Origin of the sequence: Pseudomonas sp. BN505, from assembly GCF_029873175.1 — a bacterium.
GTDB classification, from domain to species: Bacteria; Pseudomonadota; Gammaproteobacteria; order Pseudomonadales; family Pseudomonadaceae; genus Aquipseudomonas; species Aquipseudomonas putida.
Genome location: NZ_SSOI01000048.1, coordinates 36,635 through 54,380 on the forward strand (window position 1 = coordinate 36,635; position 17,746 = coordinate 54,380).

Sequence of the window (17,746 nt, forward strand, 5' to 3'; positions counted from 1 at the left end):
ACCTATCTGAATTAGAGGGCTTGGTTTTGGCTCAATACGTCTACACCATGCATCGGCTGAGCAAGGTCGTGCCGCCGAAGCGGGAAATTCTCAAGAACATTTCCCTGTCGTTCTTCCCGGGCGCCAAGATTGGCGTGCTCGGCCTGAACGGTGCCGGTAAATCGACCCTGCTGCGGATCATGGCGGGCGTCGACAAGGAATTCGACGGCGAAGCCCGTCCGATGCCCGACATCAACGTGGGTTACCTGCCACAGGAACCGCAACTGGACCCGACCAAGACCGTGCGTGAAGTGGTCGAGGAAGCGGTCAGCGTGATCAAGGACGCCCAGGCACGCCTGGATGAGGTCTACGCCGCCTACGCCGACCCGGATGCCGACTTCGACAAGCTGGCCGCCGAGCAGGCCAAGCTGGAAGCCATCCTGCAGGCCGCCGATGGCCACAACCTGGAGCGTCAGCTGGACGTCGCCGCCGACGCCCTGCGCCTGCCGGCCTGGGACGCAAAAATCGAGCACCTGTCCGGTGGTGAAAAGCGCCGTGTGGCCCTGTGCCGCCTGCTGCTGTCGGCCCCCGACATGCTGCTGCTCGACGAACCGACCAACCACCTGGATGCCGATTCGGTGGCGTGGCTTGAGCGCTTCCTGCATGACTTCCCTGGCACCGTGGTAGCCATTACCCACGACCGTTACTTCCTCGACAACGTCGCTGGCTGGATCCTGGAGCTGGACCGCGGCGCCGGTATCCCGTACGAAGGCAACTACTCGGGCTGGCTGGAAGCCAAGTCGGACCGTCTGGCGCAGGAATCCAAGCAGCAGAGCGCCCACGAGAAGGCCATGAAAGAGGAACTGGAGTGGGTGCGCAAAGGCGCCAAGGCTCGTCAGTCCAAATCCAAGGCCCGTCTGCAGCGCTTCGAAGAAATGCAGTCGCAGGAATTCCAGAAACGCAGCGAAACCAACGAGATCTACATCCCGGCTGGTCCGCGCCTGGGCGACAAGGTCATCGAGTTCAAGAACGTCTCCAAAGGCTACGGCGACCGCGTGCTGATCGACAACCTGTCGTTCGCCATGCCAAAAGGCGCCATCGTCGGCGTGATCGGTGGTAACGGTGCCGGTAAGTCGACCCTGTTCCGCATGCTGATGGGCAAGGAACAGCCGGACTCGGGCAGCATCGAGATCGGTGAAACCGTGCAACTGGCCTGCGTGGACCAGAGCCGCGAAGACCTGGACGGCGCCAAGACCGTGTTCCAGCAGATTTCCGACGGTTCCGACCAGATCCGCATCGGCAACTACGAGATCCCGTCGCGTACCTACGTTGGCCGCTTCAACTTCAAAGGTGGCGACCAGCAGAAGTTCGTCAAGGACCTGTCCGGTGGTGAGCGTGGCCGCCTGCACCTGGCCCTGACCCTGAAGGAGGGCGGTAACGTCCTGCTGCTCGACGAACCGTCCAACGACCTCGACGTCGAAACCCTGCGTTCGCTGGAAGAAGCCCTGCTGGACTTCCCGGGCGCCGCGATCGTGATTTCCCACGACCGTTGGTTCCTGGACCGTGTGGCTACCCACATCCTGGCGTACGAAGACGACTCGAACGTGGTGTTCTTCGAAGGCAACTACACCGAGTATGAAGCCGACCGCAAGAAGCGCCTGGGCGATGCTGCTGCCCAGCCGCACCGTGTACGGCACAAGAAACTGGCCCAGTAAGCCGGTTTTCTGATGCACAAGAATGGGGCCCTTGGTGGCCCCATTTTTGTGCCTGGCTCAAGCGGGAAAGCGGCTGATCAAGCGCGTGGTTTGTATACACTTATATAAAACGCACCAAATAATTTCAAAAAAACGACATTTCGCCCTATTCCAGTGCGATTGCTTCTTGGTACATTCGAAAAAAAACCAATAAGTCCAATCCTCTTGGTGAGATGTCTACCATGATCGAATCTGTCGACCATTTCCTTGCACGCCTGCAACAGCGTGACCCCGGCCAACCGGAATTCCACCAGGCGGTGGAAGAGGTGCTGCGCACCCTGTGGCCGTTCCTTGAAGCCAACCCCCACTACCTGCAATCGGGCATCCTCGAGCGTATGGTCGAGCCTGAGCGCGCGGTGCTGTTCCGCGTTTCCTGGGTCGATGACCAAGGCAAGGTGCAGGTCAACCGCGGCTACCGCATCCAGATGAGCAGCGCCATCGGCCCGTACAAGGGCGGCCTGCGCTTCCACCCGTCGGTAAACCTCAGCGTGCTGAAGTTCCTGGCTTTCGAGCAGGTGTTCAAGAATTCCCTGACCTCGCTGCCCATGGGCGGCGGCAAGGGCGGCTCGGACTTCGACCCTAAAGGCAAGAGCGACGCCGAAGTGATGCGCTTCTGTCAGGCCTTCATGAGCGAGCTGTACCGTCACATTGGCGCTGACTGCGACGTACCGGCCGGTGACATCGGCGTGGGCGCCCGCGAAATCGGCTTCATGTTTGGCCAGTACAAGCGCCTGGCCAACCAGTTCACGTCGGTGCTGACCGGTAAAGGCATGACCTACGGCGGCAGCCTGATCCGCCCGGAAGCTACCGGCTTCGGCTGCGTGTACTTCGCCGAAGAAATGCTCAAACGCCAGGACAAGCGTATCGACGGGCGCCGCGTGGCGGTTTCCGGCTCGGGCAACGTGGCCCAGTATGCGGCGCGTAAAGTGATGGACCTGGGCGGCAAAGTGATCTCGCTGTCCGACTCCGAAGGCACCCTGTACGTCGAAGCCGGCCTGACCGATGCCCAATGGGACGCCTTGATGGAGCTGAAGAACGTCAAGCGTGGCCGCCTGAGCGAACTGGCCGGGCAGTACGGCCTGGAGTTCCGCAAGGACCAGACCCCGTGGAGCCTGCCGTGCGACATCGCCCTGCCGTGCGCCACGCAGAACGAGCTGGGCGCCGAAGACGCCCGCACGCTGCTGCGCAACGGCTGCATCTGCGTGGCCGAAGGCGCCAACATGCCGACCACCCTCGAAGCTGTGGATATCTTCCTGGACGCCGGCATCCTGTATGCCCCGGGCAAAGCCTCCAACGCCGGCGGCGTGGCTGTGTCGGGCCTGGAAATGTCGCAGAACGCCATGCGCCTGCTGTGGACTGCCGGTGAAGTGGACAGCAAGCTGCACAACATCATGCAGTCGATTCACCATGCTTGCGTGCACTACGGTGAAGAGGCGGATGGCCGTATCAACTACGTCAAAGGTGCGAACATCGCAGGCTTTGTGAAAGTGGCTGATGCGATGCTGGCCCAAGGCGTAGTCTGACCTGAAGTTTTTTGGGGCTGCTTTGCAGCCCATCGCCGGCAAGCCAGCTCCCACAGGGTCATCACAGGGCTCGAGGGCTGTGATGACCCTGTGGGAGCTGGCTTGCCGGCGATGGGCCGCACGGCGGCCTCCTCAGGGCTCACCCTCGATCCCGACCACTTCAATCACCTGATCCCCCACCGGCCGCCGCCAAACCACTTCATCCCCAGGCCCCGCGCCCAGCAACGCCCGCCCCAGTGGCGAACCCCAGTTGATCAACCCCCGCCCGGCATCCGCTTCATCCTCGCCCACCAGCTGCACCACCTGCTCCTGGTCCTGCGCATCGACAAACCGCACCCGGCTACCAATCTGCACCTTGCTGTGTGAGGTGGCTGCCGGCACCACCTGGGCACTCTGCACTCGCGCACTGAAGTAACGCAGGTCCCGCTCGGTATCGGCCAGCCGCTGCGTGTCGCCACGTTCGCCCTGCGCCTGCAGTTCGCTGCGCAAGGCATTCAGCTCGGCCACGCGGGCCTGGAGCTGGCGCAGGCCGTTGGCGGTGAGGTAGTTGGGTTGTTCGCTGACACGACGCTCGACCGGCTGGTCGGCCTGGGCGGCAGCCTGGTCTTCATTGACGAATGCTCGGCTCATGCTGGGCCTCCTATGTGCAGGAGACCATCATGGCAGGCCGCCGGTTTCAAGGAATGTCCGTTTGCGACTCAGTTGTGGCGATAAGCCTTGGCCGCGCCACGGTCCTTTTCCTGTTCCCAATCGCGGTCGCGCTGGTCCCAGAAGCGTTCGTGGTACTCGCGCTGTTCTTCACTGTTCTGCATGGCGTGGCACTGGCGGAAGCCGTCGTCCCAGCCGGTTTCGTACTGGCGCTCGTGCAGGTAGCGCGGCACGTTCTTGCTGAAGCCGCCCACCATCAGCCCGGCCGCCTGCCGGCCGCTGCTGCAGCCATCCTCAAAGCCATCGGCATAGGCAGGGGGATAACCATGGTTGAGCATCTGCTCGTGGGTGGTTTCGCAACCTGACAGCAACAACGCAATGCACACGCCGAACCAGTACCGCGACATGACCACCAGACCCTCCCGTTTATATTGGGAAGTCTAGGTGGCCATTTGTCGAGGAGCTGTCAAAACGGTGTCAAAGAGTCGATTGGATCACTCAGTAGTGGTACCACTTCAATTCGAGCATTACCTCGTTCTGTGCGGTAGCCAGGTGGCTGAACTCGCGCGAGGCACTCAACCGCAGCCCAAGGTTCTGGCTGATCTCCCACTGCTGGTTCAGGCTCACACTGCGCCGCACTTCGCCGTTGGTGAAGTAATCACCCTTTGCCTCCAGCGTCATGTTGCCCAAGCCGTTGCGCCACAGCAGGCCGCCATTGAACCCTGCCGCCGGGGCGATGAACTGGGCGAAGTCGTTGTGATGCTCGACCCGCACCGTACCGAGGGCAAAACCCAGCAACCCGTCGGCCAGTTGCCAGGTGCCACCGGCGCCGCCGTTCACGTGGCTTACCAGCACCTCGTCATCATGCTTGCCCGGCACCCGCTCCAGGCCGCCGGCCACCTGCCACGACCAGGGTTTGAGCAGCTCGTTGCGGGGTGTCAGCGAGCGAATGGTGGCCAGGTCCAGGCGCTGCACCTGCCAGTCATTACCCTCGTACTGGCGCACCTTCAGCTGCAGAATCTCGATTTGCGCCCCCAGCGGGAAGCCGTAGGCATTGTCGTTCAGGTCGTGGTAGGCCATGCGCAGGCCGTACTCGGCGTAGGCGCGGTCTTCACGGGTGCCCACGCCCAGTTGCCAGGTGCGTGAGTCATGGCCGTCTTCAGGCAGGCCGGGGCGCTCGATCTGCAAGGGCGGCGGCGGGTTGCTGTTGATCGCCCGCAGTAGCTCGAAGCTGCGTTTCGCCTGCCCAGGGTCGCGTTCCTGGCCATTGGCCCGGTAACGCTCAAGGCGATAGGCGGCGTCTTGTACCAACGCCTGGCGTTCGCGGGGCAGGGCCTTGAACTCAGGGCTCTGCAACTGTGCAGTGTTGGCACTCACGGCCAGCACCTGACGCTTTTCGTCGTGGTCCAGTGGCTCTGCCCTGGCCAGCAGTTCACGTTCGCGGGAAGGGCGGTAGACCTCGCTGGCGACCAGGCCGGACTGTTTCACGGCCTTCACCGTATCGGTCGGGATGGCGGTCAGCGGGAACTGCGAGGTCAGGTCCAGGCTCGGCCGGGCCACTTGCAGCAGCTCCAGCAGGCGATACGAGCAGTTTTCGTCGAAGAAGAAATAGTCGAACTGGATCTGCTTCAACTCCCACACATGCTCGACCATGCGCCCGGTTTCTTCGGGGGTGAGGTCCAGCTGGTATTCCCACAGGTCGCGGTTTTCCAGGCTGCGGTATTCGGACAGTTTTTCCTGGTAGGGCATCAGCGCGAACAGCCCTGGGTAGCCGCCCATCAGGCCCTTCCAGGCGTACAGGATGCTGTTGTCGCTGCCTTCGATGTAGGCCCCGAAGTTGATCGCGTAGCTCAGCAGCGTGGTGTCGTCGCTGCGGGTGTTGGACTGGTCGATGCGCAGCAGGGTGTGGCCGAACATCGAAGACGGGCTGTTCAGGTAGGCCGCCGGAAAGATAAGCGCGGCGCTGTGCGGGTCGATCGACTTGTACCAGGTCTTGAACTCCTGGCAGTCCGGTTGCGGCAAGCCTTGCAGGTCAAGCTGTTCGCGCAGCCAGCGGGTGCGGGCGGGGAATACGCATTGGGCGTGCTTGTCGCCCAGGCTGGCCGGGGCATACAGCGCTTCGACCGTGGCTTGCAGCTCTTGGTCGGGGTGGTGCGCACCGTCCTCGGCGAGGAAGAAGGCATCATCGTCCACATAGCTACGCCAGCCGCCGAGCTTGGCGGTTTCGTAGTGACCAATGGCGAGCCAGTAAGGGGTATTGGCCAGTTGCTGGAGACGGCCTTGATCCAGCACGGGCGCGGCATGAACAGGGGCGCAGGCACACAGCGCCAGGGAAGCGAGGCGTTTGAGCATATCGGGCAACTACTTCTTCACGATGCCGAAAAAGGCGAAACCCGCCCCCGTGGGGGCGGGAACAGCAGTGCTTAGGCCTCGGTAGCGTATTTGGCCAGGCGTGGGTCGCTCTTCAGAACGGCCAGGGTGTTGGTGTGGACAGTTTCGGCAGTGACATCGGCGCTGCTGAAGATCTGGTTGAAGTGCTGGTGGGTAACCGAGTTGAAGTAGACGCGGTCTTCCGGGGCCACGCCAAGCACTACGGCATAGGTGGTCAGTGCTTCGCCCTGGCCCATGGCCATGTCTTCGGAAAGCTCGTTCATCATGCCGTTCATGGCAAACCAGGACTTGCCGCCGTAGGTCAGCGAAGCCTTGGTCGAGCAGCCGTTGGTGCCGGAGGTCATGCCGAAGGTGGCGTTACCGGAAGTGCCGTTGGTGGTAGAAGCCAGGAAGTGTGCCGGAGTGCCGCGCTGGCCTTCGAACAGCATGTTGCCCCAGCCGCAGTTCGGGCCGCCAGGCGCTTCGGCCATGGCGTTGAGCGAGACCACGGTGAACAGAGTACCCAGAAGAATCCGTTTCATAGCATTTGTTCTCTTTGTCTTAACCAAGGGTCAGGGTTTCTGGCAACTCGGTTGCCAGGTCGGGAAAGCTTTTCACCCACCCGCGCAGCTTGGAGTTTAGGCACGATCTAAAGGTTGCGTTGTTGATTGCGAAAAATTTGCTGTTACATGACCTGCACTGGCTGCCACCTGCCGCGATATAAAGTCCCGTAGAGCCTTGCAAGGCGCGCTGGGGCAGCGCCAGAATGCTGCTCATCTGCCCCGCCGAAGTAAGGAAACCCAATGCCCGATCCTGTCGCTGCGCGCCTGCGTCTCGCGCCTGAAGCCCTGACCCGGCGTTTCTCCCCCGAGCAGTTTGCCTTTACCCATACCGACGATCTGGAGCCGTTTCGCGGAGTCCTGGGCCAGGAACGTGCTGTCGAGGCCCTGCAGTTCGGCGTGGCCATGCCCCGCCCCGGTTACAACGTATACGTGATGGGCGAGCCCGGCACCGGGCGCTTCTCGTTCGTCAAGCGCTACCTCAAGGCCGAGGGCAAGCGCCAGCAGACCCCGGCCGACTGGGTCTACGTCAACCACTTCGATGACACCCGCGAGCCCCGCGCCCTGGAATTGCCGTCGGGCAGCGCCGGTGCGTTCATCGCCGACATGGGCGGGTTGATCGACAACCTGTTGGCCACCTTCCCGGCAGTGTTCGAGCACCCGTCGTACCAACAGAAGAAAGGCGCCATCGACCGCGCCTTCAACCAGCGCTACGACCGCGCCCTGGATGTGATCGAGCGGGCCTCGCTGGAAAAGGACGTGGCCTTGTACCGCGACGCCAGTAACGTCGCCTTCACGCCGATGGCAGAGGGCAAGGCGCTGGATGAAGCCGAGTTCGCCCAGTTGCCTGAAGCGGTGCGCGAGCAGTTCCACGAAGACATTGCCTTGCTCGAGGAACAGCTGAACGAAGAGCTGGCCAGCCTGCCGCAGTGGAAGCGCGAGTCGAACAACCAGCTGCGCCAGCTCAACGAAGAAACCATCACCCTGGCCTTGCAGCCGTTGCTGGCGCCGCTGTCGGAAAAGTACGCCGAGAACGCCGCGGTGTGCGCTTACCTGCAGTCAGTGCAACTCAACCTGCTGCGCACCGTGGTCGAGCAACTGGTCGACGACAGCAAGACCGACGCCGCCGCGCGCAAGCTGCTGGAAGAGCAGTACGCCCCAAGCCTGGTGGTCGGCCACCATGCCGCCGGTGGCGCGCCAGTGGTGTTTGAGCCGCACCCGACTTACGACAACCTGTTCGGCCGCATCGAATACAGCACCGACCAGGGCGCGCTGTACACTTCGTACCGCCAGCTGCGCCCAGGCGCGTTGCACCGTGCCAACGGCGGCTTCCTGATTCTTGAAGCCGAGAAAATGCTCGGCGAGCCGTTCGTGTGGGATGCGCTCAAGCGTGCGCTGCAGTCGCGCAAGCTGAAGATGGAGTCACCCATCGGTGAACTGGGCCGTGTGGCCAGCGTCAGCCTTCAGCCGCAGATGATTCCGCTGAACGTGAAACTGGTGATCATCGGCTCACGCCAGCTGTACTACGCGCTGCAGGACCACGACCCGGACTTCCAGGAGATGTTCCGCGTGCTGGTGGACTTCGACGAAGACATGCCCATGGTCGACGAGAACCTGGAGCAGTTCGCCCAGCTGTTGCGTACCCGTACCAACGAAGAGGGCATGGCGCCGCTGACCAGTGACGCGGTAGCACGCCTGGCCACCTACAGCGCCCGGCTGGCAGAGAACCAGTCACGCCTGTCGGCGCGTATCGGCGATCTGTTCCAGCTGGTCAGCGAAGCCGATTTCATCCGTCAGCTGGCCAGTGACGAAATGACCGACGCCGGGCACATCGAACGTGCGCTCAAGGCCAAGGCCACCCGCACCGGGCGTGTTTCGCAGCGGGTGCTGGACGACATGCTGGCCGGCATTATCCTGATCGATACCGAAGGGGCGGCCATCGGCAAGTGCAACGGCCTGACCGTGCTGGAAGTGGGCGACTCGGCGTTCGGTATGCCGGCGCGTATCTCTGCCACCGTGTACCCGGGCGGTAGCGGCATTGTCGACATCGAGCGCGAGGTCAACCTTGGCCAGCCGATCCACTCCAAGGGTGTGATGATCCTCACCGGGTACCTGGGCAGCCGCTATGCGCAGGAGTTCCCGCTGGCGATTTCCGCGAGCATCGCCCTGGAGCAGTCCTACGGCTATGTAGACGGTGACAGCGCCTCGCTGGGCGAAGCCTGCACGCTGATCTCGGCCCTGTCGCGCACGCCGCTCAAGCAGTGCTTCGCCATCACCGGTTCCATCAACCAGTTTGGTGAAGTGCAGGCCGTGGGTGGGGTCAACGAGAAGATCGAGGGCTTCTTCCGCCTGTGCGAGGCGCGTGGCCTGACTGGCGAGCAGGGGGTGATCATTCCGCGTGCCAACGTGGCCACCCTGATGCTCGACGAGCGCGTGCTGCAGGCTGTGGAGAACGGCATGTTCCACGTTTACGCCGTCAGCCAGGCCGATGAGGCGCTGAGCCTGCTGGTGGGCGAGGAGGCCGGGGTGCTTGATGACCAGGGCCTGTTTACCGAGGGCAGCGTCAACGCCCGGGTGGTGGAGCGCCTGCGTGAAATCGCCGAAATGATCAGCGAGGAAGACATCGAGAAGGCAGAAAAAGAACGCCTGGAAGAGGTGATTGCCCAAGCCAAACCGGCCTGAGTCAATAAACCGGCGCTGGCGGCGATGTGCTACCGTTCAGCGCCGGTTTTCCATCTTTTGGTGCTGTTATCCTATGCTGGAACTTAAGGACGGTATCAGCGTTCAGGATGGAAACAGCCTGGTGTTCAGGCTGAACAAGGCTTATTGGAGGGGACGCGGCCATGCGCAACCTCAGCCTCACACGCCAGTGCCTGGGCCTGGTGACCCGCATCGAATGCAGCATTCGCCCACTGGCCGGGGATAACGGCATGTGGACGCTGCTGTTTGCCGCCGGCATGGCCGGTGAGCAACCTTCCGCGATAAAGGCTCAAGGGCCGTTTCATGGGCCGTTGGTGGCCGAATCGGTGCTCAACGCCATCGTCGACAGCCTGACCTTGCATGGCTACCAGGTATCCGAAGACCCGCAGATCTGGTGCTTGCACCTGCAGGCCCAGTTGCGGCGGATCAATGGCGAGCGGTGCCGGAATCTGGGGGATTATCAGTTTCATCCTGAGACCTGATTGATGCCGGGGGCCGCTTTGCGGACCATTCGCAGCACAAGGCTGCTCCTACAGGAGATCGCGGTCGCTTGTAGGAGCAGCCTTGTGCTGCGAATGGGCTGCAAAGCAGCCCCCATTCACCGGGCTTTTGCTGTAACAGGTGGCTGGCTATACTCGCTGTCGTTTTTTTAGTCACCTGACGAGTCCCAAACCCTCCATGGAACGTATTCTCGAAAACGCGATGTATGCCTCGCGCTGGCTGCTCGCCCCCATCTACTTCGGCCTGTCCCTCGGCCTGCTGGCCCTGGCGCTGAAATTCTTCCAGGAAGTGGTCCACGTCCTGCCCAACGTCTTTGCCCTGAGCGAAGCTGACCTGATCCTGGTGATCCTCTCGCTGATCGACATGTCGCTGGTGGGTGGCCTGCTGGTGATGGTGATGATCTCCGGCTACGAGAACTTCGTCTCGCAACTGGACATCGACGACAGCAAGGAAAAGCTCAACTGGCTGGGCAAGATGGACTCCTCGTCGCTGAAGATGAAGGTGGCTGCGTCGATCGTGGCGATTTCGTCCATTCACCTGCTGCGGGTGTTCATGGATGCCCAGAACATCTCCACCGACTACCTGATGTGGTACGTGATCATCCACATGACCTTTGTGGTTTCGGCGTTCTGCATGGGCTACCTGGACAAGCTGACCAAGCACTGAGCCCGGTTGTTGCCTGCACCGCCCGTCTGTTGCAAAACGGACGGGCGGTGTCGTTTCTGGCTTGTGCTTTAGCCTCGCCTGTACGAAAAATGAGCACTCATGCGTGGTTCTCATCGCGAGGTGCTTACATGAACCTGCATCAGCTCAATCTCGAGGCCAGGGCTGGCCATGTCGACGAAGTGAACCTGATCGCCATCGAAGGCGGCGATTACCTCATTGAAGCCCGGCTCAAAGGCCGCGCCCACCCGTTGTCTGACACCCGTGGCGAGCGCTTGCGCGTGCACTCGGTGGAGGATGCCCGCAAGTTGCTGCAAACCATCCCCATGGTCTCGATGAACCTGGTGCACTGGTCGGTGCAGGATGAAATGTGCGGCATGGGTTCGCACCCCGAAGAAGACCTCAAGGTGCCGATTTCCCAGCGTTCGGCCTGGTAGCTGCTCGCAGCTCATCAGTGTGCTAGGCTGCTCGCCCTTTTCATCAAGGGCGCGGCTGCACTGCGCCCTGCAGTGGAGCACGACAATGTCCGAACTCAATCTGTCTACCGACGAAACGCGCGTCAGCTACGGTATCGGCCGTCAGCTGGGCGGCCAGCTGCGCGACAACCCGCCACCAGGTGTTAGCCTGGAAGCCATCCTGGCCGGCCTGACCGACGCCTTCAACGGCGCCGACAGCCGCGTCAGCGAAGCCGACCTGTCGGCCAGCTTCAAAGTGATCCGCGACATCATGCAAGCCGAAGCGGCTGCCAAGGCTGAAGCCGCTGCTGGCGCTGGCAAGGAATTCCTGGCTGAAAACGCCAAGCGTGATGGCATCACCACCCTGGCTTCGGGCCTGCAGTTCGAAGTACTGACCGCAGGTGAAGGCGCCAAGCCGACTCGCGAAGACAACGTGCGTACGCACTACCACGGCACCCTGATCGACGGCACCGTGTTCGACAGCTCCTACGAGCGTGGCCAGCCGGCTGAATTCCCGGTTGGTGGCGTGATTGCTGGCTGGACCGAAGCCCTGCAGCTGATGAATGCCGGCAGCAAATGGCGCCTGTACGTGCCGAGCGAGCTGGCCTACGGCGCCCAAGGCGTTGGCAGCATCCCGCCGCACAGCGTGCTGGTGTTCGACGTCGAGCTGCTCGACGTTCTGTAATACCGCTTGGGGCCGCGTTGCGGCCCATTCGCGGCACAAGGCCGCTCCTACAGGAATATGCGATCCCTCGGCGGGATGCGTCCCCTGTAGGAGCGGCCTTGTGCCGCGATCGAGGGCGAAGCCCTCGCCAGGGCCCTCAGTTCCAGTCTGTTCCCATCGGGCGCAATGCCCGCGCATAGCAGAACAGAAACAGGTTGCGCACCAGCTCCTTGAGCACCCCCGGTTCACTCGAATTCAGCCCGCTCATGTCCAGGTCGCCCTGGTCACGCAGTTCGTCGAGCGCTTCTTCTTCAAGCACCGCGCACACTTCGCCGGTTTCGCGATGAAGAATGCGCAGGTAGGGGTGAGGGCGGTCAAGCCAAGCGTCAATCAGATAAGTCATGGCTATTCTCCTTGGATACCAGTTCCAATGAGAATAATTCTTATTATCAGAATAGCAAGCGCCAATTGGCCTTTTTTTCTGTAATCAGACTTTGCGAACGAACTCGGACTTCAGTTTCATGGCGCCGATACCGTCGATCTTGCAGTCGATATCGTGGTCGCCGTCGCATAGGCGGATGTTCTTGACCTTGGTGCCGACCTTGACCACCAGGGACGAACCCTTGACCTTGAGGTCCTTGATCACGGTGACGGTGTCGCCGTCCTGCAGGATATTGCCGACCGAGTCCTTCTTCACCGCCTCGTCGCTGGCCGCTTCGGCGTCGCCACTGGCAGACCACTCGTGGGCGCATTCAGGGCAGATCAGCTGAGTGCCATCCTCATAGGTGTACTCGGAATTGCATTTTGGGCAGGGTGGCAAAGTGCTCACTTCGGTTCCTCAAACAAACAGACGGGCGGTTAAAAACCCACATTGTAAAAGGTATTTTCCCAGAAGTGATTATGTCCGGACAAAACGCATCGCGGGCAAGCACGCTCCTACAGGCGACGCAATCCTGTGGAGCGGGCTTGCCCGCGAATGAAGGCGACTCGTTCTGTCAGTGCGTACGCGCGACCGCAAACTCGCTCAGCTCAACCAGGGCATCCCGGTACTCACTGGCAGGCAGCACTTCGAGGCATGCAATGGCGCGCTTCACATAGTCGCGCGCCAGCTCTGCGGTGTACTTCAGCGCGCCCGACGCTTCGACCGCCACGCGGATCTGTTCCAGATCCTCAAGGCCGCCCTTCTGGATCGCCTGGCGTACCAGCGCAGCCTGCTCGGCAGTGCCTTCGCGCATGGTGTAGATCAGCGGCAGGGTAGGCTTGCCCTCGGCCAGGTCGTCACCGACGTTCTTGCCCAGGGTTTGCGAGTCGCCCTTGTAGTCCAGCAGGTCGTCGACCAGCTGGAAGGCCACGCCCAGGTGGTCACCGAAGGTGCGCAGGGCTTCGCGCTGCTCGTCGGTGGCTTCGGCCAGCGCGGCGGCGCTGTGGGTCGAGGCTTCGAACAGCATCGCGGTCTTGCCGCGGATCACCTCCATGTAGATTTCCTCGGTGGTGCTGGCATCGCGTACCCGCGACAACTGCAGCACTTCACCTTCGGCAATCACACGGGTGGCCTTGGACAGGATCTGCATGACCGGCATCGAACCCAGTTCGACCATCATTTCGAACGAGCGCGAATAAAGGAAGTCGCCCACCAGCACGCTCGGCGCGTTGCCCCACAGGGCGTTGGCGGTGGAGCGGCCACGGCGCATGCCGGACATGTCGACCACGTCGTCGTGCAGCAGGGTGGCGGTGTGCAGGAATTCGATGGTGGCAGCCAGCAGGCGCAGGTCGTCGCCTTCGCGGCCCAGGGCCTTGCCACACAGCAGTACCAGCAGGGGACGCAGGCGCTTGCCACCGGCCGACGTGATATAGTCGCCGATCTTCGATACCAGCGGCACGCGCGAGGTCAGCTGCTTCTTGATGATCTCGTCGACGGCGCTGAAATCATCAGCCACCGCGCGGTAGAAGGTTTGGGGTTGCATCGGCTGCTCCAGTGAGGTTGCGCGGCATGCTAGGTCGCGGGTACCGGTGTGTCAAGGCGCGGTGCCAGCGGGCCGGGGGCGGCACTTGCAAGCAAAACCAGGGTTGCGTACAATCGCGCACCCTAACTTCCTGGGCAGCACCTGCCTTACGCAATTGCGCCGGGCCGTTCCAGCCTTGTGCAGCCATGCCAGCCAATACTCATCATATAAAGCGCTGGGTGAGCAGGATTATCGGAGAAATACCATGTCTTACGCAGTAATCGTTACCGGCGGCAAGCAGTACAAAGTCGCTGAAGGTGAATTCCTCAAGATCGAAAAACTGGAAGTCGCCACTGGCGAATCCGTGACTTTCGATCGCGTTCTGCTGGTCGCCAACGGTGAAGAAGTCACCATCGGTGCTCCAGTTGTTGCTGGCGCTAAAGTAGTGGCCGAAGTCGTTTCGCAAGGCCGCCACGACAAGGTTCGCATCATCAAGTTCCGTCGTCGTAAGCACCACATGAAGCGTATGGGCCACCGCCAGTGGTTCACCGAGATCAAAATCACCGGCATCCAGGCTTAATCCCCTAGATCCCCTGAATTTATTTGGAGAATTGAACCATGGCTCACAAGAAGGCTGGTGGTAGTACTCGTAACGGTCGCGACTCAGAATCTAAACGCCTTGGCGTGAAGATGTATGGCGGCCAGGTTATCAAGCCAGGCAACATCATCGTCCGTCAGCGCGGCACTGAATTCCACGCTGGCTACGGCGTTGGCATGGGCAAGGACCACACCTTGTTCGCCAAGATCGAAGGCGTGATCAAGTTCGAGAAGAAAGGCGAGTTCATGCGCCGTTACGTGAGCATCGTCGCCGCTTAATCGCGACGTCGCTCCAGAAGCCCCGTCATGCGACGGGGCTTTTTCGTTTGTGGTGAGCCTCTTGCAAAGCTGTTTGTCTGGGTTGCCGGCGTTGGTTTCTACGGTCGTACGGGGCCGCCGCGCTCATTTTTGCAAGAGCCTCATGTTTTTGATTCATTCAACTCGTCTACCGACGAGAGGCGGTTTTAATGAAGTTTGTTGACGAAGTATCGATTCGGGTCAAGGCCGGTGACGGCGGCAACGGTTGCATGAGCTTCCGTCGCGAGAAGTTCATCGAGAACGGTGGCCCTAACGGCGGTGACGGCGGTGACGGCGGCTCGGTGTACATGGTCGCCGACGAAAACCTGAACACCCTGGTCGACTACCGCTACACCCGTCACCACGAAGCCCAGCGCGGCTCCAATGGCGGCAGCACCGACTGCACCGGCAAGAAGGGTGAAGACCTGTTCCTGCGCGTGCCGGTCGGTACCACTGTGATTGACGCTTCCACCCAGGAAGTGATCGGTGACCTGGTCACCCCTGGCCAGAAGCTGATGGTCGCCCAAGGCGGCTGGCACGGCCTGGGCAACACCCGTTTCAAGTCCAGCACCAACCGTGCACCGCGCCAGACCACGCCAGGCAAGCCGGGTGACCAGCGCGACCTGAAGATGGAAATGAAGGTGTTGGCTGACGTTGGCCTGCTGGGCCTGCCGAACGCCGGCAAGAGTACCTTCATCCGCTCGGTCTCGGCCGCCAAGCCGAAAGTGGCCGACTACCCGTTCACCACCCTGGTACCAAACCTGGGCGTGGTCAGCGTCGACCGCTGGAAGAGCTTCGTCATCGCCGACATCCCCGGCCTGATCGAAGGCGCTTCCGACGGTGCCGGCCTGGGTATCCGCTTCCTCAAGCACCTGGCGCGCACCCGCGTGCTGCTGCACCTGGTGGACATTGCGCCGCTGGACGAAAGCAGCCCGGCCGATGCTGCCGAAGTGATCGTCAACGAGCTGACCCGCTTCAGCCCGTCGCTGGCCGAGCGTGAGCGTTGGCTGGTACTGAACAAGTCGGACATGGTCATGGACGACGAGCGCGATGAGCGTGTTCAGGAGGTGATCGATCGCCTGGAGTGGGAAGGCCCGGTCTACGTGATCTCGGCGATCTCCAAGCAGGGTACCGACAAGCTCAGCCACGACCTGATGCGCTACCTCGAAGACCGCGCCGACCGCCTGGCCAACGACCCGGCCTACGCCGCCGAGCTGGCCGACCTCGACCAGCGCATCGAGGACGAAGCCCGTGCCCAGCTTCAGGCCCTGGACGACGCGCGTACCCTGCGCCGTACTGGCGTCAAGAGCGTGCACGACATCGGTGACGATGACGCTTGGGATGATGATTTCGAGGACGACGAAGACGGTCCGGAAATCATTTACGTGCGCGACTGACCGGTTGCAGTACACTAAACGCCGCTCTCTGGAGCGGCGTTTTTGTATCCACGGTATCTACAGATTCGACATAGGTTGGAAGAAGATGCGAAGCAAGGTGACGGGCGCCAAGCGCTGGGTCGTGAAGATTGGCAGTGCTCTGCTGACCGCTGATGGCAAGGGCCTCGACCGCGGTGCCATGGCCGTTTGGGTCGAGCAGATGGTCGCGCTGCGTGAGGCAGGCGTGGAGTTGGTTCTGGTCTCCTCCGGGGCCGTGGCTGCCGGCATGAGCCAGCTGGGTTGGACTTCGCGACCGAGCGCGATGAACGAGCTGCAGGCCGCTGCCGCGCTCGGCCAGATGCGCCTGGTGCAGGCCTGGGAGTCGAGCTTCGGCGAACACGGCAAGCACACCGCGCAAATCTTGCTGACCCATGACGACCTGTCCGACCGCAAGCGTTACCTGAACGCCCGCAGTACCCTGCGCACCTTGGTCGACCTGGGCGTGGTGCCGGTGATCAACGAAAACGACACCGTGGTCACCGACGAAATCCGCTTCGGCGACAACGACACCCTGGCAGCGCTGGTGGCCAACCTGGTCGAGGCCGACCTGCTGGTGATCCTCACCGACCGCGATGGCATGTTCGACGCCGACCCGCGCAACAACCCCGAAGCCCAGCTGATCTACGAAGCCCGTGCCGACGACCCGACGCTGGATGCCGTGGCCGGGGGTACCGGTGGTGCCCTGGGCCGTGGCGGCATGCAGACTAAACTGCGCGCCGCGCGCCTGGCCGCCCGTTCCGGTGCCCACACCATCATCATCGGTGGCCGCATCGAGCGCGTGCTTGATCGCCTCAAGGCGGGCGAGCGCCTGGGTACCTTGCTGTCGCCCGAGCGCGGCATGCTCGCTGCGCGCAAGCAGTGGCTGGCTGGCCACCTGCAGACCCGTGGCACCCTGGTGCTGGATGCCGGCGCCGTGCAGGCGCTGCGCCAGGCCAACAAGAGCCTGTTGCCGGTTGGCGTGAAGACCGTGCAGGGCAGCTTCCGCCGTGGCGAGATGGTGGTGTGCGTTGGCCCGGACGGTGTTGAAGTGGCCCGCGGGTTGGCCAACTACAGCGCCCTGGAGGCGCAGAAGATCATCGGTCAGTCGTCCGATGGTATCGAGTCGATCCTTGGCTATAGCGCTGAGCCCGAGCTGGTACACCGTGACAATCTGGTGCTGGTATGAGCCTGTTCAAGCGAGTGATTGCCGTGGTGGCGCTGGCGCTGCCAATGCTGGCCGGGGCCGAGGAAGTCGGCCAGGTGTCCACTGTCTTCAAGTTCCTGGGGCCGAACGACCGCATTGTGGTCGAAGCGTTTGACGACCCCAAGGTGGAGGGCGTGACCTGCTACCTGTCGCGGGCCAAGACTGGCGGCATGAAGGGTGGCCTGGGGCTGGCGGAGGATCGTGCGGAGGCGTCGATTGCCTGCCGTCAGGTCGGGCCGATCAACTTCAAGGGTGAGTTGAAAGACGGCGAGGAAGTGTTCAAGGAACGCACCTCGCTGGTGTTCAAGACCATGCAGGTGGTGCGCTTCCTGGACAAGAAGCGCAATACGCTGGTGTACCTGGTGTACAGCGACCGCATGATCGAAGGCAGCCCGCAGAACGCAGTGACCGCGATCCCGATCCTGCCTTGGGCTCATTGATAGCCTGGTAGATTGCCGGGAGGCCTTCGGCCT

General features: G+C 62.0%; 19 protein-coding genes. 12 read left to right on the plus strand and 7 right to left on the minus strand.

What is annotated here, in order from left to right; translation table 11 throughout:
* The first annotated feature begins 26 nt into the window (after positions 1–26).
* Positions 27–1,694: an energy-dependent translational throttle protein EttA gene (gene ettA, locus E8E78_RS15595; RefSeq protein ID WP_016501553.1), complete on the plus strand. Its 1,668-nt coding sequence runs from the start codon at positions 27–29 to the stop codon at positions 1,692–1,694.
* Positions 1,695–1,915: 221 nt separating this feature from the next.
* Positions 1,916–3,256 carry an NADP-specific glutamate dehydrogenase gene (gene gdhA / locus E8E78_RS15600; protein ID WP_280315151.1) on the plus strand — a complete coding sequence of 447 codons (1,341 nt, stop codon included), beginning with the start codon at positions 1,916–1,918 and terminating at the stop codon, positions 3,254–3,256.
* Positions 3,257–3,388: 132 nt separating this feature from the next.
* Here gdhA and E8E78_RS15605 read toward each other — a convergent pair whose 3' ends face one another.
* The 4 genes from E8E78_RS15605 to E8E78_RS15620 all read right to left on the minus strand — a co-directional run bounded on the left by E8E78_RS15605 (position 3,389) and on the right by E8E78_RS15620 (position 6,816).
* A complete protein-coding gene (locus E8E78_RS15605) occupies positions 3,389–3,886 on the minus strand; it encodes a GreA/GreB family elongation factor (RefSeq protein ID WP_049278042.1) in 498 nt (165 codons plus the stop codon).
* Positions 3,887–3,954: 68 nt separating this feature from the next.
* Entirely contained in the window at positions 3,955–4,311 is a 357-nt protein-coding gene (locus tag E8E78_RS15610; RefSeq protein WP_041167873.1) for a lipoprotein, read from the minus strand.
* A 91-nt stretch (positions 4,312–4,402) separates the two neighbouring features.
* Positions 4,403–6,256 (minus strand): DUF4105 domain-containing protein, encoded by a 1,854-nt coding sequence (locus E8E78_RS15615; RefSeq protein WP_049278044.1) that lies wholly within the window; start codon positions 6,254–6,256, stop codon positions 4,403–4,405.
* A 71-nt stretch (positions 6,257–6,327) separates the two neighbouring features.
* Complete coding sequence (locus E8E78_RS15620; protein WP_016501548.1) at positions 6,328–6,816, minus strand: DUF3015 domain-containing protein; 489 nt, start codon at positions 6,814–6,816, stop codon at positions 6,328–6,330.
* A gap of 261 nt (positions 6,817–7,077) precedes the next feature.
* Between E8E78_RS15620 and E8E78_RS15625 the strand changes: the two genes are divergently transcribed.
* From E8E78_RS15625 to E8E78_RS15645, 5 genes are all read left to right on the plus strand, one after another.
* Positions 7,078–9,516: an ATP-binding protein gene (locus tag E8E78_RS15625; RefSeq protein WP_016501547.1), complete on the plus strand. Its 2,439-nt coding sequence runs from the start codon at positions 7,078–7,080 to the stop codon at positions 9,514–9,516.
* A gap of 161 nt (positions 9,517–9,677) precedes the next feature.
* Positions 9,678–10,016 carry a hypothetical protein gene (locus E8E78_RS15630; protein ID WP_016484826.1) on the plus strand — a complete coding sequence of 113 codons (339 nt, stop codon included), beginning with the start codon at positions 9,678–9,680 and terminating at the stop codon, positions 10,014–10,016.
* 196 nt (positions 10,017–10,212) lie between these two features.
* Positions 10,213–10,701, plus strand: coding sequence for a TIGR00645 family protein (locus tag E8E78_RS15635; RefSeq protein ID WP_016501546.1), 489 nt, complete (start codon positions 10,213–10,215; stop codon positions 10,699–10,701).
* Between the two features lie 128 nt (positions 10,702–10,829).
* The gene (locus E8E78_RS15640; protein ID WP_016501545.1) at positions 10,830–11,135 is read left to right on the plus strand and encodes a DUF6482 family protein; all 306 of its coding nucleotides are present in this window, start codon (positions 10,830–10,832) and stop codon (positions 11,133–11,135) included.
* Between the two features lie 85 nt (positions 11,136–11,220).
* Complete coding sequence (locus tag E8E78_RS15645) at positions 11,221–11,838, plus strand: FKBP-type peptidyl-prolyl cis-trans isomerase (protein ID WP_016484828.1); 618 nt, start codon at positions 11,221–11,223, stop codon at positions 11,836–11,838.
* 136 nt (positions 11,839–11,974) lie between these two features.
* On the opposite strand, the gene E8E78_RS15650 is transcribed toward E8E78_RS15645, so the two are convergent.
* The 3 genes from E8E78_RS15650 to E8E78_RS15660 all read right to left on the minus strand — a co-directional run bounded on the left by E8E78_RS15650 (position 11,975) and on the right by E8E78_RS15660 (position 13,781).
* Positions 11,975–12,220: a hypothetical protein gene (locus tag E8E78_RS15650; protein ID WP_016484829.1), complete on the minus strand. Its 246-nt coding sequence runs from the start codon at positions 12,218–12,220 to the stop codon at positions 11,975–11,977.
* A gap of 84 nt (positions 12,221–12,304) precedes the next feature.
* Positions 12,305–12,646, minus strand: coding sequence for a zinc ribbon domain-containing protein YjdM (locus E8E78_RS15655; protein WP_016484830.1), 342 nt, complete (start codon positions 12,644–12,646; stop codon positions 12,305–12,307).
* Positions 12,647–12,812: 166 nt separating this feature from the next.
* Positions 12,813–13,781 carry a polyprenyl synthetase family protein gene (locus E8E78_RS15660; RefSeq protein WP_016501544.1) on the minus strand — a complete coding sequence of 323 codons (969 nt, stop codon included), beginning with the start codon at positions 13,779–13,781 and terminating at the stop codon, positions 12,813–12,815.
* A 244-nt stretch (positions 13,782–14,025) separates the two neighbouring features.
* Here E8E78_RS15660 and rplU point away from each other — a divergent pair, with 244 nt between their 5' ends.
* The 5 genes from rplU to E8E78_RS15685 all read left to right on the plus strand — a co-directional run bounded on the left by rplU (position 14,026) and on the right by E8E78_RS15685 (position 17,713).
* Positions 14,026–14,340 (plus strand): 50S ribosomal protein L21, encoded by a 315-nt coding sequence (gene rplU / locus E8E78_RS15665; RefSeq protein ID WP_003247466.1) that lies wholly within the window; start codon positions 14,026–14,028, stop codon positions 14,338–14,340.
* Between the two features lie 38 nt (positions 14,341–14,378).
* The gene (gene rpmA, locus E8E78_RS15670; protein ID WP_003247464.1) at positions 14,379–14,636 is read left to right on the plus strand and encodes a 50S ribosomal protein L27; all 258 of its coding nucleotides are present in this window, start codon (positions 14,379–14,381) and stop codon (positions 14,634–14,636) included.
* A gap of 188 nt (positions 14,637–14,824) precedes the next feature.
* Entirely contained in the window at positions 14,825–16,051 is a 1,227-nt protein-coding gene (gene cgtA / locus E8E78_RS15675) for an Obg family GTPase CgtA (protein WP_016501543.1), read from the plus strand.
* 85 nt (positions 16,052–16,136) lie between these two features.
* On the plus strand, positions 16,137–17,255 hold the full coding sequence (gene proB / locus E8E78_RS15680) for a glutamate 5-kinase (protein ID WP_016501542.1): 1,119 nt from the start codon (positions 16,137–16,139) through the stop codon (positions 17,253–17,255).
* A complete protein-coding gene (locus E8E78_RS15685) occupies positions 17,252–17,713 on the plus strand; it encodes a CreA family protein (RefSeq protein WP_049278050.1) in 462 nt (153 codons plus the stop codon). The genes proB and E8E78_RS15685 overlap by 4 nt, the downstream gene beginning before the upstream one ends.
* Positions 17,714–17,746: the final 33 nt, after the last annotated feature.